At 29.5% G+C, this 17,966-nt stretch carries 21 protein-coding genes; 3 read left to right on the top strand and 18 right to left on the bottom strand.

Going from position 1 to position 17,966, the window contains the following annotated elements; all coding sequences use genetic code 11:
- The first annotated feature begins 118 nt into the window (after nucleotides 1-118).
- From PLW95_02625 to PLW95_02615, 3 genes are read left to right on the top strand one after another with little or no spacing between them, the layout of a single operon-like run.
- Nucleotides 119-847: an inositol monophosphatase gene (locus tag PLW95_02625; GenBank protein ID HOV21560.1), complete on the top strand. Its 729-nt coding sequence runs from the start codon at nucleotides 119-121 to the stop codon at nucleotides 845-847.
- Nucleotide 848: 1 nt separating this feature from the next.
- Nucleotides 849-2,171, top strand: a complete 1,323-nt coding sequence (locus PLW95_02620; protein HOV21559.1) for an ATP-binding protein — start codon at nucleotides 849-851, stop codon at nucleotides 2,169-2,171.
- Entirely contained in the window at nucleotides 2,168-3,211 is a 1,044-nt protein-coding gene (locus tag PLW95_02615; protein ID HOV21558.1) for a uroporphyrinogen decarboxylase family protein, read from the top strand. Before PLW95_02620 ends, PLW95_02615 begins: the two co-directional genes overlap by 4 nt.
- Before the next feature lie 12 nt (nucleotides 3,212-3,223).
- Here PLW95_02615 and PLW95_02610 read toward each other — a convergent pair whose 3' ends face one another.
- The 18 genes from PLW95_02610 to dtd all read right to left on the bottom strand — a co-directional run bounded on the left by PLW95_02610 (nucleotide 3,224) and on the right by dtd (nucleotide 17,915).
- On the bottom strand, nucleotides 3,224-4,471 hold the full coding sequence (locus PLW95_02610; protein HOV21557.1) for a uroporphyrinogen decarboxylase family protein: 1,248 nt from the start codon (nucleotides 4,469-4,471) through the stop codon (nucleotides 3,224-3,226).
- Between the two features lie 7 nt (nucleotides 4,472-4,478).
- Nucleotides 4,479-5,219: a nickel pincer cofactor biosynthesis protein LarB gene (larB, locus tag PLW95_02605; protein ID HOV21556.1), complete on the bottom strand. Its 741-nt coding sequence runs from the start codon at nucleotides 5,217-5,219 to the stop codon at nucleotides 4,479-4,481.
- A complete protein-coding gene (locus tag PLW95_02600; GenBank protein HOV21555.1) occupies nucleotides 5,216-6,070 on the bottom strand; it encodes a zinc metalloprotease HtpX in 855 nt (284 codons plus the stop codon). Before PLW95_02600 ends, larB begins: the two co-directional genes overlap by 4 nt.
- Nucleotides 6,071-6,110: 40 nt before the next feature.
- Nucleotides 6,111-7,853, bottom strand: coding sequence for a V-type ATP synthase subunit A (locus PLW95_02595; protein HOV21554.1), 1,743 nt, complete (start codon nucleotides 7,851-7,853; stop codon nucleotides 6,111-6,113).
- A gap of 2 nt (nucleotides 7,854-7,855) precedes the next feature.
- On the bottom strand, nucleotides 7,856-8,152 hold the full coding sequence (locus tag PLW95_02590; GenBank protein ID HOV21553.1) for a V-type ATP synthase subunit F: 297 nt from the start codon (nucleotides 8,150-8,152) through the stop codon (nucleotides 7,856-7,858).
- Nucleotides 8,153-8,308: 156 nt separating this feature from the next.
- Nucleotides 8,309-9,301 (bottom strand): ADP-glyceromanno-heptose 6-epimerase, encoded by a 993-nt coding sequence (gene rfaD, locus PLW95_02585; protein HOV21552.1) that lies wholly within the window; start codon nucleotides 9,299-9,301, stop codon nucleotides 8,309-8,311.
- A complete protein-coding gene (locus PLW95_02580; protein ID HOV21551.1) occupies nucleotides 9,298-10,500 on the bottom strand; it encodes an acetate kinase in 1,203 nt (400 codons plus the stop codon). The genes rfaD and PLW95_02580 overlap by 4 nt, the downstream gene beginning before the upstream one ends.
- A complete protein-coding gene (gene acpP, locus PLW95_02575) occupies nucleotides 10,497-10,745 on the bottom strand; it encodes an acyl carrier protein (protein ID HOV21550.1) in 249 nt (82 codons plus the stop codon). The genes PLW95_02580 and acpP overlap by 4 nt, the downstream gene beginning before the upstream one ends.
- Before the next feature lie 12 nt (nucleotides 10,746-10,757).
- The gene (locus PLW95_02570) at nucleotides 10,758-12,008 is read right to left on the bottom strand and encodes a putative sugar nucleotidyl transferase (protein HOV21549.1); all 1,251 of its coding nucleotides are present in this window, start codon (nucleotides 12,006-12,008) and stop codon (nucleotides 10,758-10,760) included.
- 147 nt (nucleotides 12,009-12,155) lie between these two features.
- Complete coding sequence (locus PLW95_02565; GenBank protein HOV21548.1) at nucleotides 12,156-13,124, bottom strand: phosphate acyltransferase; 969 nt, start codon at nucleotides 13,122-13,124, stop codon at nucleotides 12,156-12,158.
- A 2-nt stretch (nucleotides 13,125-13,126) separates the two neighbouring features.
- Nucleotides 13,127-13,921, bottom strand: a complete 795-nt coding sequence (gene nagB, locus PLW95_02560) for a glucosamine-6-phosphate deaminase (GenBank protein ID HOV21547.1) — start codon at nucleotides 13,919-13,921, stop codon at nucleotides 13,127-13,129.
- The gene (locus PLW95_02555; GenBank protein HOV21546.1) at nucleotides 13,899-15,245 is read right to left on the bottom strand and encodes a 30S ribosomal protein S1; all 1,347 of its coding nucleotides are present in this window, start codon (nucleotides 15,243-15,245) and stop codon (nucleotides 13,899-13,901) included. Before PLW95_02555 ends, nagB begins: the two co-directional genes overlap by 23 nt.
- Nucleotides 15,246-16,097, bottom strand: a complete 852-nt coding sequence (gene ispH, locus PLW95_02550; protein HOV21545.1) for a 4-hydroxy-3-methylbut-2-enyl diphosphate reductase — start codon at nucleotides 16,095-16,097, stop codon at nucleotides 15,246-15,248.
- Complete coding sequence (locus tag PLW95_02545; GenBank protein HOV21544.1) at nucleotides 16,094-16,681, bottom strand: lysophospholipid acyltransferase family protein; 588 nt, start codon at nucleotides 16,679-16,681, stop codon at nucleotides 16,094-16,096. The genes ispH and PLW95_02545 overlap by 4 nt, the downstream gene beginning before the upstream one ends.
- Before the next feature lies 1 nt (nucleotide 16,682).
- Nucleotides 16,683-17,042 (bottom strand): hypothetical protein, encoded by a 360-nt coding sequence (locus PLW95_02540; protein ID HOV21543.1) that lies wholly within the window; start codon nucleotides 17,040-17,042, stop codon nucleotides 16,683-16,685.
- Nucleotides 17,039-17,212 (bottom strand): hypothetical protein, encoded by a 174-nt coding sequence (locus PLW95_02535; GenBank protein HOV21542.1) that lies wholly within the window; start codon nucleotides 17,210-17,212, stop codon nucleotides 17,039-17,041. Before PLW95_02535 ends, PLW95_02540 begins: the two co-directional genes overlap by 4 nt.
- Nucleotides 17,212-17,475, bottom strand: a complete 264-nt coding sequence (locus tag PLW95_02530) for a hypothetical protein (protein ID HOV21541.1) — start codon at nucleotides 17,473-17,475, stop codon at nucleotides 17,212-17,214. Before PLW95_02530 ends, PLW95_02535 begins: the two co-directional genes overlap by 1 nt.
- A gap of 2 nt (nucleotides 17,476-17,477) precedes the next feature.
- Nucleotides 17,478-17,915 (bottom strand): D-aminoacyl-tRNA deacylase, encoded by a 438-nt coding sequence (gene dtd, locus PLW95_02525; protein ID HOV21540.1) that lies wholly within the window; start codon nucleotides 17,913-17,915, stop codon nucleotides 17,478-17,480.
- Nucleotides 17,916-17,966: the final 51 nt, after the last annotated feature.

Below are 17,966 nucleotides of genomic sequence, written 5' to 3'. Positions count from 1 at the left end.
TTTAATGTCTCAACGAATTAGTATTTCGAGTAGATTTTTATTTGACACAACAGTTTCTTATGAACTTCAGTTTTATAATACAGGATAATAAGGTATAATTTTAAATCCGGAGAAAAATATGGAAAGGTATCAATTAGCGGAAAAAATAATAGAAAAAAGTGGAAAATTTTTAGAAGAAAACTTTGGAAAAGGTAAAGAAAAAGAAAATTTCAGGTTTGATGTAAAAATATTTCAGGATGTTGAAAGCGAAAAAATAATACTTGAAGAAATTGAAAAAAATTTCCCAGATGATGGATGGGTCAGTGAAGAAAAAGGAGAGAAAAAAAATAAAACAGGATATATATGGATAATTGACCCATTAGATGGAACTTTCAATTATCTAAGAAAAATACCTCATTTTGCCATTTCAATTGCCTGTAAAGGTGAAAAAGAGGAATTTGGTATTGTTTATGATGTTATGAAAAAAGAAAAATTTACTGGAATAAAAGGGAAAGGTGCTTTTTTAAATGGAAAGTCAATTAAAGTAAGTGAAATAAAAACTTTAAAAGAATCAGTTGGTATAATAGGATTTATGAAAGGAAATGATGAAATTAAAATTGGAATTGAAATAATTAAAAAATATGCTCCAAAAATAAAAAAAATAAGGATGACTGGCTCTGCGGCACTTGACCTATGCTATGTTGCATGTGGTAGAGTTGATTTTTATATTGAATTTAACCTAAAAATATGGGATATTGCTGGTGGAAAAATAATTTTAAATCAAGCAGGTGGAAACTATATTGAAAAAATCTCGGATGGGAAAAAAATATCAATTGCAACAAATAACTTTTTAAAAATAGGTATTTGAAATGGAAAAGAAAGACAGATTAAAAGAAACAGTTTCAACTATTGTTAAACCAGTTACATTTTTTATTGATAAATTCAATGCAATCATAAAAAGAGATGATGAAGAAGGTATTAAAGAAGTTGATAATTTTGTTTATTCACTTCTTGACCAGGTAAAAGACATGGAAGAAGGAATGCGTGCTTTTTTTGTTGAAATTCTTTTTATAAACCAGTTAACAGAAAAAATTGCAGAAGTTGTTAATGAAATAACTCTATCAGAAATACTCGGAGAAAGAATAAGAAAGTTTTTAAAAACTGATATTATAAGTATTTATCTTCTTGGAGAAAAAGAACTTTCTCCTGTTTATTCATATCCTTATGACAAAGAAAAAATTGATAAACTTCATCAATTAGCATCTGATAGTTTTATAAAAGGTGAGAGTTTAATATTCCCAAAAGTAAATTTAAATAGTAAAAAATATAACATTCTTTCAGTCCCTTTAAGAACAACAAAAGAGAAATTTGGTCAGGTATTGATTGGTAAAAGAAAAAGTTTTACAAAAGAAGAAACGCTAATTTTAATATCTGGCTGCTCAATAATAAGTTTCATAATGAGTAATATGCGCCTTACTCAGGAAATGATAAAAAATGAACGACTTGCAACAATAGGTAAAGTAATATCCGGACTTTCTCATGATATAAGAAACCATCTCCAAAAAATTGAAAACGGTTTATATCTTATAGAAACAGGACTTAAAGGAAAACATAGGAAAGAAGTAATAATAGATGGAGTAAATATACTAAAAGGTAGTTACGAAAAAATGAAAAATCTTGTTCTTTCAATGGTTGATTATACAAAGGAAAGAGAATTACAATTACAATTGACAGATATAAATAATCTTCTTGATACAATTATAAAAGAAAATAAGGACCTCTTTAAGGAAAACAAAATAAAAATAAAAAAAGAATTTGGACAGAATATACCACAAATATATATTGACCCTTATAAAATAGAAAGAGGTATTACAAATCTTCTGCTAAATGCTGTTGATGCTGTTGAAGGAAAACAGGGAATTATAAAAGTCGGAACAAGATATAACAGTGAAAAAGAAATAATTGAAATATGGGTTGAAGACAATGGCTGTGGAATACCAGAACAGAATTTAGATAAAATTTTTGATATATTTTTCTCAACAAAAGGTTCAGGAGGAACTGGTTTTGGACTTGCAATAGTTCAAAAAGTAGTTAAAGAACATAATGGGATTGTTGAAGTAAAATCAAAAATTGGAAAAGGAACAAAATTTACTCTCAAAATTCCTGCTAAAAAAAATGTGGAGGGAAAATGAGTGTAGAAATAGCAAGGGAGAATATAAATCTTAAAAGAAAAGGGAAAATTGCTCATACAGAATATAGTTTAGTATATCATAAAGAATTTTTAAAAAAAATTACAGAGCTTTCTGAAAATGACCCCGATTTCGAAAAAATTGCATATAACAAACTCTGTATTGATTTTTTATTTCATACTAATGATGGATTAATTAACTGGGGAAAAACAGGAAGGATAACTGATATGGGACATGCTGAATATTCTTCTGATGGAAGTGATAAAAGAGAAAAAGAAAAATCACCTTTTAGAACAGAAGAAGATGTATGGGAATTTGATGCAGTTGAAGAGTATGGGCTGACTGATTTTGATAAACAGGTTAAAGAATATGAAAAGATTATTGAAGATATGAAAATAAAATTCCCTGAACAATTAATTCCAGGTGGATATTATAAGACCATTGTTTCAGGAGCAATTCAAGCATTTGGTTGGGAAATGTTTTTACTTGCTGCATCAAATATTGGTAAATTAGAAAGAGTTCTTGATAGTTTTTTTAGAAGAACAATGTTTTTTACAAAAGCATGGGCAGAAACAAGTATTGAGGTATTTATTCAACACGATGATTTTGTTTGGACAAGCGGCCCTTTTATGAAACTTGAAATTTATAAAAAAATTATAATTCCAAGATATGTTTCTCTGTGGAAAGTTCTACATGAGAAAGGGAAAAAAGTTCTTTTCTGTTCAGATGGAAATTTTATGCAATTAGCGGAAGATATTGTAGAAGCAGGAGCAGATGGATTGATTTTTGAACCATGTAATGATTTCGGATATATGTTTGAAAATTTTGGCAAAAAATGTTGTCTTGTCGGTAGTTATGTTGATTGCAGAGACCTAGTTTTTGGGAGAATTGAAAAGGTGAAAAAAGATATTGATAGAACAATTGAAAAATTTTTTGAAACAAAAGGTGGAATTTTTGCAGTTGGGAATCATCTTTCACCAAATATAAAACCAGAAATTCTTGAGCAATTTTTTGAATACCTAATAGAAAGATTACAAAGATAATTTGAATAATTTTTATTTTAGATATTTTATTGCTTCTTCCATTGTTATATTCACCCATTCAGTTAACCTTTCGGGTTTTTCCCGACAGGTTCTTACATCTTTCATAATTATTTCAACAACACAGTCATTTGTTTTTTCTAATCCATCTCTTATTATTCTTCTTACATTTTCTGGTTCAAATATTTCCCCCGCAAGTATTGAAGGACTTGGCTTCCAAGAAAAAATCGCTTTATCTTCAATGTTTTTTGCTCCTTCTTTTATATCTACCCATGGACTCATTGAAATTCTCCTAATATTGGGAATGTTCTTAAAAAGTATATCTACTTTCTTATGGAGTGGTTCACAACAACCATAACTTGAAAGACCAAATTTTGAAAGTAATCTTTTTTCATACATTATTGCAAATTCTTCGTGCATTGAAGGAGAAACAAGAGAAAAAATTTGAGTTGCTGCATGTCCCCACAAATCTTTTGTTCTGACATGTTTCCCATCAAAATCATTTTGAGGTAATTCATCTGTATAACCAGCACCACCAGAACCTTCATAATTTAAATCATGATTAAAACCAAGAATATTTTCTTTTTCATAAAACTCAATTTCTTCTAATGTACACTCTGTTATAAAATTTAACACTTTATGGAGCCATTGTGGTCTTTCTATCATATCAATAAATAATTGGTCAAAACTACGCCATTTTGCAAACATATCAATTGGGGCAAACCAGAAACCACACGGCCCTCTTTTTTCTATTTTTAGAATATCTCCAAGTATATTTGAAACAAGTTCAAATGTTTTTTCTGTTCTTTTATAATCAACTGAAATTTTTGGTTTCTTAATTTTTTCAATATCTTTTTCTTCTTTTATAACTGCATGGTAATGGACAGCGCCTCCATATTCTTCTGGTTTTAACGTTTCTTCAGTAATTCCAAAACCAGTATTCTCAACAAAAATTGGAGTAAAAATTCTCCCATCTATAACTGTATCATCTTTTAAATTCTCCCATCTATAAATTCTTTCTCTTAAATTAAACTCAATTTTTCGTAAATAATCATCTTCGCATAAAAGAGTTCCTTCTGGAATTATATCCTTCCATACATCCCCATCTCCAAGATAAATCATAACCATCGGTCTTGTTTTTCCTAACTTATTATGTGTTTTCCACAAATTTATTTTCTCTTGCCAGATTGGGTTAAGAGAAATTTCTTTTACTTTCTTCGCTAAATCTCTTAAAATTGTTTTATCTTTTTCACTTATTCCCATTTCCTCCTCAACTAAGTAAATTAGCAAAAAAGCCAGCACCAAAGCCATTATCAATATTTACAACCACAACATTTGGACTACAACTATTAAGCATAGTAAAAAGGGGTGTAAGTCCAGAAAAATTTGTTCCATATCCAACAGAAGTCGGGACTGCAATAACTGCTTTTCCTACAAGACCCCCAACAACTCCTGGTAAAGCCCCTTCCATTCCTGCAACTACAATTATACATTTTGCTTTATTTAAAATTTCAATTTTATCTAATAGACGATGAATTCCTGCAACACCAACATCATATATTCTTTCAACTTTATTTCCAAGTATTTCTGCTGTTATTGCCGCTTCTTCTGCTATTGGTATATCAGAAGTCCCAGCACAAACAACACATATGTATCCCTTTTTTTTGTCAATTTTTGCTTCTTTTACAGACATAATTTTTGCATCCGGGAAGTAAGTAAGAGAAGGAAATTTATTTCTTAATTTTTTAGCAATTTTTTCATCAACTTTTGTAATAATGAAATTTGAATGGAGTTTCATCATATTTTCAACAATTTTTACAAGATGACTTAATTTTTTCTCTTTACCATATACAACTTCTGGAAAACCAAATTTTAAATTTCTGTAAGTATCAATTTTAGCAAATTTTAAATCCTTATAAGGGAAATATAGAAAGTACTGAAAAACATCATCTTCGCTTATTTTGCCATTTTTGTAATCAGTCAAAACCTTTTTTAATTTTTCATTATTCATCTTACTAACATATTTTCAAGTCGTTTTATTCTTTCTTCCATTGGTGGATGAGTTGAAAATAAATTTACTAAACCTTTAGCAGAAAATGGATTAACAATAAAAAGATGTGAAGTAGAGGGATTAGATGTTGTCATTGGATTTCTTCTAACACCTTCTGATAATTTTTTTAAAGCATTTGCTAAATATAATGGATTACCACATAGTTTTGCTCCCCCCTCATCTGCTAAATATTCTCTTGAACGGGAAACAGCAAGTTGAATTATCATTGCAGCAATTGGAGCAAGAATTGCAAAAAGAAGCATCGCTATAAGAGAAAAAACTCCACCTTTTCTATTATCCCTATCAACTCCACCGAACATTGCTGCCCATTGTAACATCCTTGCTAACATTGTTATTGCTCCTGCTATAGTCGCAACAATTGTTGCGATAAGAATATCCCTGTTTTTTACATGAGTAAGTTCATGCCCCAAAACACCTTTAAGTTCACCTTCATTCAAAATTTCAAGAATTCCTTCTGTTACAGCAACTGCTGCATGATTTGGGTCCCTACCAGTTGCAAAAGCATTTGGGGATTGTGAAGGAATTATATAAATTGATGGTTTTGGTATATTTCCACTTTGACAAAGTTGTTCAACAAGTCCATGTAAATCGGGTGCTTCATTATAAGAAACAGGTCTTGCCCTATACATAGCAAGAACAATTTTATCAGAGAAAAAATAAGAAAACCAGTTAAGAGCAAGAGCAATAAGGAAAGCAATAATCATCCCGCTTTTACCGAAAAAACTGCCAATAAAAACAAAGAGAACTGTTAAAAGTATAAGCAAAAAATATGTTTTAAACCTATTTGCCATTTCCCTCCTCCTTTTCTTATATTATTTTCAAGAGTACTTTTTATTTCTTTTCTTCTATAGAAGAGATTTTATTTATAATATTATTAAAATCATCCAACTTATTTTCACTTATATATCTCATTCTTGTAATATCTGCTCTAACTGGATGTTTTAAAATATCAGAAAGGGACTTTCCTTTTTTTATTTGTTCAATTGCAAATCTATGAAATAAAATTATTGTTTTAAGCATCAGATACTGTTTTTTCAAAGTAGTATAAGCATCTCTTTCATCAAAAGCACTCTGATGTAAAAAGTCCTCTCTTATTGAACGGGCTGTTTCAAGAATTAATCTATCTTCTTCTGAAAGTGTTTCCATACCAACAAGTCGGACTATTTCAAGTAATTCGTCTTCCCTTTCAAGGATTGAGACACCTTCATTTCTTATTTTCTGAAAGTCCTCGGATATTTCCCTATTAAGATATTCCTTAACATTTTCATTATATAAAGAATAACTTGTAAGCCAGTTTATAGCAGGAAAATGTCTCTGATATGCTAAACGGTCATCAAGTCCCCAGAAAACTTTAACAACTCTTAATGTCATTTGAACCACAGGGTCTGTAAGGTCTCCACCAGGAGGACTAACTGCTCCAATAATTGATAAAGAACCTTCTATTTCTTCTTTTCCCAAACATATAATCTTCCCCCCTCTTTCATAAAATTCAGCAACCCTCGTTCCTAAATATGCAGGATACCCTTCTTCTCCTGGCATTTCTTCCATTCTTCCTGATATTTCTCTTAATGCTTCTGCCCATCTGCTTGTTGAGTCAGCCATTAAAGCAACAGAATATCCCATATCTCTGAAATATTCACCAATAGTAACCCCGGTATAAATACTTGCTTCTCTTGCTGCCACAGGCATATTTGATGTATTTGCTATCAACACAGTCCTTTCAAGTAATGGTCTTCCACTTGCAGGGTCTTTTAATTCAGGGAATTCCATTAAAACATCAGCCATTTCGTTTCCTCTTTCTCCACAACCAATATAAATAACAATTTGACTATCTGCCCACTTTGCAATTTGATGAAGAACTACTGTCTTTCCTGAGCCAAACGGTCCTGGAATACAAGCAGTTCCACCTTTAAGTATTGGAAATAATGTATCAATAACTCTCTGTCCAGTTACAAGAGGTGTATCTGGTGGTAATCTTTTCTTAAATGGTCTTTTTCCTCTTACAGTCCATTTTTGAAGCATTTTAAGAGAGACATATCCATTTTCCGTCTTTAATTTAGCAATTTCTTCTTCAACAGTAAAAGACCCTTCTTTTATTTCAACTATTTCCCCTTTTAGGTCAGGTGGGACCATAATTTTATGAACAATAAGTGGCGTTTCCTGAACAGCACCTATTACATCCCCACCTTCAACTATATCTCCTTTTTTAACAACTGGTTTAAAATCCCATTTCTTGTTTCTATCAATAGAAGGAACATCAATCCCTCTTCTAATAAAATCACCCCTTTTCTCAATTTCAGAAAGAGGCCTTTGAATTCCATCAAAAATTGTGGAAAGAAGTCCAGGAGCAAGTTCAACAGTTAATGGTAGTTCAGTACTTATAACAGGGTCTCCAACTTTTAACCCTTCTGTTTCTTCATAAACCTGAATAGAAGCAATCCCATTTTCTATTTTAATTATTTCTCCAACAAGTTTCTCATCCCCAACCCTCACAACATCAAACATTTTTGATTTTTCCATTCCTTTTGCAACTACAAGAGGTCCTGAGACCTTTATTATTTCTCCCTTTACCATTTCTACTCTCCTTTCATCCCTGTTGCTTTACTTATCAATCTTTCAACTATCTTATAACCCTTTCCCTTATTTGATTTTAAACTTGGTATAACTACAATTTTTTTCTCATCAACAAATCTTGAAAAAACAACACTATCAAAAATTTCTTCTGTAATAAATAGTACCTCTATATCTTGATAATTCTTCTTATCAAGAATTTCCTTTGCTTCTTCTTTTGAAGTCGCTGGTATTATTTCAAATCCAAAATTCTTAAAAAATTCAATAGATGTTGCTTCACCAACAAAAATAATTTTCCCCATAAGTTAAATTATACCCTTTGAAAGAAATTTGTTAAAATTATTAGTAAATCATCCCTTTTTATAATTTTGGAAAAGATAAAATGCTCCTCTTTTATAAAAAGATTGGAAGAAATTTTTTGAGAGATGAGAGAAAATTTTACAACTATTGCTATTTTTTCATTCATAAATTCCATTTTCAAGATATTTCAAATAATCAGAAATACCTTCTTCAATAGAAGTAAATTCTTTACTATATCCAGCACTTCTTAATTTTGAGATATTGCCTTCGGTAAAATATTGATAATTTTTCCTTATTTCAACTGGCATATCTATATACTTTATTTTTTTCTCTTTTTTCAGTAAAGTAAATAATACTTCTGCCACTTTATTAAAACTTTCACCTTTGCCAGTTCCGACATTATAAATTCCACACTTTTTATTCTGGAGGAAAAAATATATTACATCGACTACATCTTTTACATAAATAAAGTCCCTCTTTTGTTCACCGTTTTTGTAATCGTCTCTATATGATTTAAAAAGTGTAACATATCCATTTTCTATTATTTGATAGTACATTTTGTTTATTACGCTTTTCATTTCTCCTTTATGGTATTCATTTGGTCCATAAACATTAAAAAATTTAAGACCACAAAAATTTCTTCTCCATAAATCATTTTTAACCATAATTAAATCAAATAAATGTTTTGAAAATCCATATATATTTAATGGTTTTAAAGAAAAAATATTCTCCTCATCATCAGAAAAACCATTTTCTCCATTTCCATAGGTAGCAGCAGATGAAGCATAAATAAAATATATTCCTTTTGAAAAACAATATTCAGCCAATTTTTTTGTATAAAGGAAATTATTTCTTATTACATAATTCACATTTTTCTCAATTGTTGAAGTGCATGCACCTAAATGAACACATTTCTCAATCTCAAATGGTAGTTTATTATTTTCTCCATAGGGTCCCTCAGAAATCAACTTCAAAAATTTATTTTTTTCAATGTAATCAATAAATTTCTTACCAATTAAATTTTTCCATTTTTCATTTGTAAGATGGTCAACAATTATTATATTTTCTATTCCTTTTTGATTTAGATATTGAACAAGGTTACTTCCTATAAAACCTGCTCCTCCAGTAATAACAATATATTTTTTGTTCATAATTTTGTTTTTTGTGTAAGTTGATATGTATCATAAGCGATTCTTAATTCTTCATTTGTAGGTATTACAAAAACCTTTATTTTTGAACTTTCTTTACTTATTTCTCCTTCTTTTCTTTCAGTAATTTTTTTGTTTTTTTCTTTATCTATTTCAATTCCTAAATTCTCAAGATTTTCAAGTGATTTTTCTCTTACATAAGGGACATTTTCACCTATTCCAGCAGTAAAAGAAATAGCATCTATTTTACCTAAGACAGCAATATAAGAACCAATATATTTTTTGAGTCGGTAGCAGAAAATTTCAATTGCAAGTTTTACTCTTGGATTTTCAATATTTTCCATTAAATTTCTAAAATCATTTGAGACACCAGATATTCCAAGTAGACCACTTTCTTTATTAAAAATTTTGTTTATTTCAGAAAACGAAAGACCATTACTTTCCCCTAAATAAAATATAATTCCAGGGTCAATATCCCCAGACCTGGTTCCCATAATAAGTCCTTCTAATGGTGTTAATCCCATACTTGTATCAACGCTTTTCCCATTTTTACACGCAGTTACACTGCAACCATTTCCCAGGTGGCATGTTATAACATTTATATCATATTTTCCTTTTCCCATTATCTCACTTGTTCTTCTTGCTACATATCTATGAGAAGTCCCATGAAAACCATATCTTCTCAGTTGATATTTTTCATAAAACTTATATGGTATCCCATAAATATAAGCAACTTCTGGAATTGTAGAATGAAAAGCAGTATCAAAAGAAGATACCTGTACTGATTTGGGGAAAAATTTCATCCCTGCTTTTATTCCAGCAAGATTATGAGGATTGTGTAAAGGAGCAAGTCCCTGATACTCTTCAATTTTTTTTATAACTGCCTCATCTATTACAACACTTTTATCAAAACCTTCTCCACCATGAACAACTCTATGACCAACTCCTTCTATTTCGTCTAAATTAGAAATAATTTCGTTTTTTTTATCTACAAGGGATTTTGCTATAAGTTGTAATGCCTCTAAATGATTTCTTATTTTAAGTTCTTCTTTATTTGCTTCACTTTCTTTTTTTAATGTAAAAAATGAAATCTCTTCACCAATTTTTTCAACAGAACCTTCAACAATTTGTTTTTCCTCAGGCATTTCAAATAACTTAAATTTAACTGAGGAACTTCCACAATTAAATACAAGAACTTTCATTTTCCCTCTATATATTTTTTAATGAACTTCACTGCATCACCAAATGTTTTAACTTCAAGTGCTGCATTTTCATCCATTTCTATATCAAATTCTTCTTCAAAACCAGCAACAAGTTCCAAACTTGCCACACTTTCTGCTCCAAGGTCTTCAACAAACCTGCTTTCGCTTTTTATTTTTTCCTCATCTACACCAAGAATAGAAGATACAACTTTTTTTGCTCTTTCTTCAATTTCTTTTTCTTCCATTTTTTCTCCCTGTTATTGTTTCTTTCTGCTTCTTTTTACATATTCTTTTCTTTCTGTCTCTGTTTCTTGATATAAATATCTTATAACTTCTTCTTCCTCTTTTGGTAAGTCCCTTCCTCTTCTTGCCATTGCCTTTTTTGTTGTTTCTATACCTGTTTCAATACCTGTTCCTTTCATAAATTTATTGTTTATATACCAGGTAAAAGAAGGAAAATATTTTGGCAATATTCCACCCGCAGTAATATTACACATAATACCAATAATTGTTCCTGTATTAAATAATGTCCCTATACTTGTTTTTGTATGGTCTCCTATAAAAGAGCCAACTTTTAAATCACCTGTATTTGTTGGGCTACCACAAAGATAAACAACTACATCGCTATAATCATTTTTAAGGTCACTATTTGTAGTTAATGCACCTAAATTTACAAACTCCCCAATATAACTATGCCCAATAAATCCATCATGATATTTATTTGAATAGGAATGAAAAATACTTTCTTCTACTTCACCACCAATCCTGCAAACAGGACCAAAACTATTTCCCTCTCTTATATTTGCTCCTGGCATAATTTGTGTTTTTTCTCCAATAAAAGATGGTCCTTCAATTCTTGCAAATGGGAAAATTTCTGCTTCTCTATCAATAAAAATTGGTCCTTTTGATGCATCAAGAACAACAAATGGATGTATTTTTGCCTCATTTCTTATAACAACATTTTTCTCATTTATTATTTCACATTTTCCGGAAACTTCACCTTCAATTTTTTTATTCTGTATATTTTCAAAATCAGTTTTTAAAAGTTGCCCATTAAAATGTATTAAATTCCAGGGATATTTTATAGAAATAAGTTCTACTTTTTCTTTTTTTATATTTTCTTTTAAATTAGAAAGAAATTTCCAGAAATTTCCTTCCCAGAATTTTTCAACTGTTTCTTTTTTTATATATCCATAAAGGATATTATTATATTCATCAACAAAAATTTTTTCTTCTTCAATATTTACTTTCCCATCAATTATTGTTGTCCCATTTATAATAAAAATATCATCTTTTATAAAATTTTCATCATTTGTGGGTAAATTGAATTTAATTTTTGTAAGAGAAGAAATATAATCTCTAACCCATAGTCCCTTTTCACCATTAAAATTTTGAGCAATTCTCTCAAATAAAGTATAATAACCACATCTTAATTCAAATGTATTTTTTATATAACTTAAAGGTAATAAATTCTTCCAATTTTCATCTTCAAATATTAAAATTTTCATTTTTTTCTCCTTTCTCTCCTTTTTCTTTTCATTTGGGAAGAAAATAGGTGAAGGATTATATTAAATTTTCTTTTCCTACTTTCTATTCTTTCCTTACTTTACACTTTAAATTTGCATTTGCCTCTTTACATTTTACACTTTTTTTATTCAACACATACAGGACAAAATTGCGGTCGTTTTTATAATATCTTCAACCTTTGCCCCTCTTGACAGGTCACTTACTGGCTTAGCAAATCCCTGTAAAATTGGGCCCAATGCCTGTGCTTTTGCAAGATATTGAGTGAGTTTATAAGATATATTTCCAGAATTAAGGTCAGGAAAAATTAAAACATTTGCTTTTCCTGCAACTTCTGATGGTTCTTTCAATTTTTTTTCTGCAACAACCGAAACAATAGCAGTATCTGCTTGAAATTCTCCATCAACAGGAAAATTTCTATTTTTACTTTTTGCTATTTCTACTGCCTTCTGGACCTTCTCAACAAACGGATGTGAGGCAGATCCTTTTGTTGAAAATGAGAGAAAAGCAACTTTCGCTTTTTCTCCAATCAGACATTCAAAATTTTCACCAGTTGATATACCAATATCTGCAAGTTGTTCATAAGTTGGGTCAATATTTACAGCACAATCAGCATAAAAATAAATCTTATTATCAGGCAAGACCATTATAAAAAAACTTGATGGGGTTGATGTATCTTGTTTATACCCAACTGTTAAAGAAGATGCTTGAATAACAGAGGCAGTTGTATTTGCTGCCCCTGCAATCATTAAATCAACTTTATCTGTTAAAAGCATCATACCACCAAAAATTAACTCCCTCTTAATAAGTCGTTGAGCAATGGATAGTTTTATTTTTCTTTTTTCAGAATAAACATTTGCAAATTCATCAATATAAGGATTATTTTCAATATCTACAATTTCAATTTTATCAGAAGGAATTTTTAGTGCCTCAATCTTCTCTTTTATGATATTTCTTCTACCTACAAGTATTGGCCTTGCTATACCATCTTCTTCTAATTTTATAGCACTTTCAATTAATCTTTCTTCTTCTCCTTCTGGAAATACAACCCTTTTTTTATTTCTTTTTGCTTTCTCTATAAAATTTTCAATAAGTCCCATTTTTAAAATAATTTTTTGTTTATTTTTTTCTCTGATTCTGTTTTAAATTTATAATATTCAATTCTTTTTAATTTGCTTGCTGCTGCTTCATCCAATATAGTGGTTACCTTTTGGTGACATTGTAAAGATGAAGCAGTAATAAGAGATGTTATTGGTCCTTCAATTGCTTTTGCCACAACTTCCGCTTTTTTTTCTCCATTTACAAGAAACAATATCTCTTTTGCTTCAAGAATTGTTCCAACACCCATAGAGAGTGCAAATTTAGGAACATCTTCTATATTATCAAAAAATCTTGAATTATCTTCTATTGTCTGCTTATCCAGTGCAACAAGGCGTGTTCTTGAAGAAAGAGGAGACCCTGGTTCATTAAAAGCAATATGTCCATCACTCCCAATACCAAGAACCTGAAGGTCTATTCCCCCTGCTTTTTTTATCATTTTTTCATATTCATCACAATACTTCTCAATTTCTTCAAGTGGAATAGTTCCATCAGGGACAAATGTATTTTTTTTATCTATATTTATTCCATTAAAAAGGTTTTCATTCATAAAATATCTATAACTTTGGGGATGTTGGGGAGAAATTCCATAATATTCATCTAAATTGAATGTCTTAACTTTTGAAAAATCAAGTCCTTCTTCTTTGTGCATTCTAACAAGTTGGTGATAAAGGCCAACAGGAGTACTACCTGTTGCAAGTCCTAAAACACAATCACCTTTTTCCCTTACAAGTTCTGCAACTATCTTTGCTGCCTCTTCACTCATTTCTTCATAATTACTCTTCACTATCACTCTCATTTTCTTCTCCTTTTTTTACAATTTCACCTAATTGTTTTAACCCTAAATTTATTTTTTTCTCATCAGAATTAATTTCAAGAACCATTGTTTCTATTTTTTGCCCTTTTCTTAAAACCTCTGATGGATGTTTTATTGGCTGGTCTGAAATATTTGAAATATGCAAAAGCCCGTCTATCCCTTCTTCTATTTCAATAAAAGCACCATAATCAGTTATATTATAAACTTTCCCCTTAACAACAGTTCCAACTTTGTATTTTTTTGCTATTTCAGGCCAGGGATTTGGTTCTAATTGTTTCAAACTGAAAGAAATTTTCTGCTGGTCCTTTTTTATATCAACAACTTTCACTTTAACTGTATCTCCCATTGCAACAATTTCTGAAGGATGTTTTATTCTACCAGTCCATGAAAGTTCAGAAATATGTAAAAGTCCTTCAATTCCTTCGTCAATTTTTATAAAAGCACCATACTCAGTTATATTTACAACTTTTCCTTCAACAACTGAACCAACAGGATATTTCTCCTCAATATTTTCCCATGGATTTGGTGTTTTTTGTTTAAGCCCAAAAGAAACAATCTGTTTATCAAGGTCAACATTAGTAACAACTACTTCAATTTTTTCCCCAATTCCAAAAAGTTGTGATGGATGGCTTATTCTTCCCCAACTCATATCATTTATATGTAGGAGTCCAACAACCCCATTATCAATTTCTATAAATGCACCGTAATCCACTATATTTCTAATTACTCCTGTAACTAATTGATTTTTCTCCAGCGATTTTAGAAAATCAAATTTCTCTTTTTCTCTCTCCTCTTCTAAATATTTTTTCTTTGAAACAACAATATTTTTTCTTAATGGGTCATATTTAATAATTTTAAAATATGATTTTGTTTCAAGACATTCATTCGGGTCTGCAATTGGTTTTATATCTGTCTGTGATTTTGGCAAGAAAGCAGTCACACCTATATCAACTCTATAACCACCTTTAACTCTTTTAAAAATCACCCCTTCAATTGGTTTATCTTCATTAAAATGTTTTTCAATATTTTCCCAATTCAATGTTATATCTGCCTTTTCCTTTGAAAGAGGAATAAGTCCATTTGAATCGGGGTCCAATGACTCAACAACTATCATAACTTCCATACCCTCTTTGACATCATCTTGCATGCCTTTAAATTCTTCTCTTGGAGCAGCACCTTCTGACTTATATCCAATATCAATTATTACCTCATCATTTGAAATCCTTACAACGGTTCCTTTCACTAAAGAACCTGGTTTGAAACTTGAAATTTTTTCTTCAAGTAATTTACTCACTTCATTCTTCATTTAAATAACCTCCTTAAAATCATTTTTTTTGAGATAATTTAAAACTCTATCTATAAATTCCTCTGGAGTTGATGTTCCCGAAACAATTCCTATTGAATTAAATTTTTTTAAATCTATTTTATCAATTTCTTCTAAATTTTCAATGTGAAAACTTCTTTTATTATTCAATTTACATAACTCATATAATTTTGTTGTATTTGAACTGCTTTTACCACCAAGAATAAAAACAGCATCAACTTCTCTACTTATTTCAGTTGCTTGTTTCTGTCTATTTTCTGTGACTTTACAAATAGTATTATAAACTATTGTTTTTTTACTTTCAATTTTTTTAATTAACTTCCCACCAAGTTCAAGATACTTTTTAAAAGATAAAGTTGTCTGCCCAATTATAGCAACTTTTTCAAATTTTTTATTACAATTTTTTATTTCTTCATCAAGAACAAATATATTTCTACCATAGTCCTTTAAAGATATAACTTCTGGATGGAACTTATTTCCTATTATTATAATAAAAAAATTTTCTTTGTCCAAATTTTCTATCAAATAATGAATTTTTTTAACATATGGACAGGTAGCATCATATATTTCAATTTGTCTTTTTTCAAGCGTTTTTATTTTTGATACAGGCAGTCCATGAGACCTTATTATGAAAGGAACATTTTTAATTTCTTTTTCTTCCCTGTAAACTTTCAACCCCTTTTTTATCAATTGCTCCATAACAAAAGGGTTATGAACAATATCTCCCAAACTTGCCAATTTTCCCTTTTTTTCAAGTATTTCCTCTGCAATTTTAACTGCTCTTTTAACTCCAAAACAAAAACCAATATCTTTTGCAATAATTATTTTTTTCAATTTAGTTCCTTTATTATTTTCATTATTCTATTTGCCTGATTTATATAATCATTATTTTCAACTTTTATTGATGAGCCAAAAATTACTTTCACTTTTGCTGGTTTTAGAAATTTCTTGCCCTTAGGGAGTGCTTTTTCTGTTCCTTTTAATTTTGTTGGAATTACAGGAACCCCTGTCTTATATGCAAGAAAAGATACCCCCTTTTTGGGCATTTCTATATTTCCCTCTGGATTTCTCGTTCCTTCTGGGAAAATAACAAGTCCCTCTCCTTTTTTTAATATCTCTATACCTTTTCTTATGGAAATTGAATATTCTTTTTCTCTCTCAATAGGTATTGCTCCATAAATTTTAATAAGAAAATTTAAAACAGGAATCTGAAAAAGAGACGATTTTGCCAAATAATGAACTTTCCTTGGAGAGGCAATTCCAATAATAGGTGGGTCCAAATAACTTAAATGATTTGAAGCAATTATAAACCCACCTTTTCTTGGTATGTTTTCTTTCCCTTTAATTTCCCAATCAAAGAGAATTTTAAACAAAGAAAATCCAAGTAATTTTGCACATATGTAAAAAAAATTTCTCATTTTAATTATTTTTATTAAAAATACATTTGAAAATTCCTGATTTTCTTAAATTTTCAAGGTCAGGGTCGTTTTCCATATATTCAAAGTCATCATACCCATAATTTATAGCATTTTTTAACCATTTCACACTTTTTTTAATATCGCCAATTATAGAATAATCACAAGCAAGGTTATAACAGGCAATTGGGTCAGATGGGGAAAGTTCAACAATTTTTTTATCTATTTCAAGTGCTTTTTTATAAAAATTTAAGATAGAATAAATATTGGATAATTGAACTAAAACTTCATAATAGTCATTTTTCTTTTTTAAAATTTTTTTGTATAAATTTTTTCTGAAAATCATCCTTTCTTTTCTATTCATTTTATTACTGCTTTTAAAATTAACGAGACCACCAAAATAATAGAAAAAACAATTAACCTAAATTTATACTTTTTGGCTAATTCAATTTTCCTTGTAAAGTAAAATCCAACACCTGAATAAACAATCATACCAGAAATAAAACCAAAAAAAATAGCAAGTAATTTTTCCATTATTTTTCAAGTATATCAGACAAAAGAGTAATTGCAACAACTTTTAATTTTAGAATTTTTACTTTTTTTCTATTTGGTACAATCCCATCTTTTTTTACCATCATTAGATATTCATTTTTACTTAAAGATGTCTCACTTATGTCAAAAGCATCTGCATCATCAAGAATATAATAAGTATTATCCTCGTCTTTCAATATCCCAATATAAACCCAATTAGTAGAAGTATCAACAACAACTTTTTCATTCTTATAATTATTTCTCATATTTATTTATCTATTATTATTGTAACTGGCCCGTCATTATGTATTTCAACAAGCATTTCCTTGCCAAATTCACCACATAAAAGATTAAGTCCTGTTTTTCTAATTTCATTTTTAAATATATCAAAGAGTGTGTTTGCTTTTGAAAAATTTTCTGCATTACTGAAATCAGGTCTATTTGAATTTTTCACATCTCCATAAAGCGTGAATTGAGGAACAAGCATTATATCTCCATTTATTTTTCCAATTGGATAATTCATTTTGCCATTTTCATCTTCAAAAATTCTTAAATTAAATATCTTATCGCTTATATATTTTACCTCACTCTCACTATCGCCTTTTTTAAACCCAACAAGAACAACCACCCCTTTATCAATTGACCCCTTATAACTATTTTCAATATATAAAGATGCCTTTTTCACTCTTTGTATTACAACTCTCATTTTATTTCCCTATAATAATTTTATAAAAAAACACCTTAAATTTCAATTTTT

It is taken from the genome of bacterium, assembly GCA_035370465.1.
Taxonomy (GTDB): Bacteria; Ratteibacteria; UBA8468; order B48-G9; family JAFGKM01; genus JAGGVW01.
This window is presented reverse-complemented; position numbering and strand designations above follow the sequence as displayed.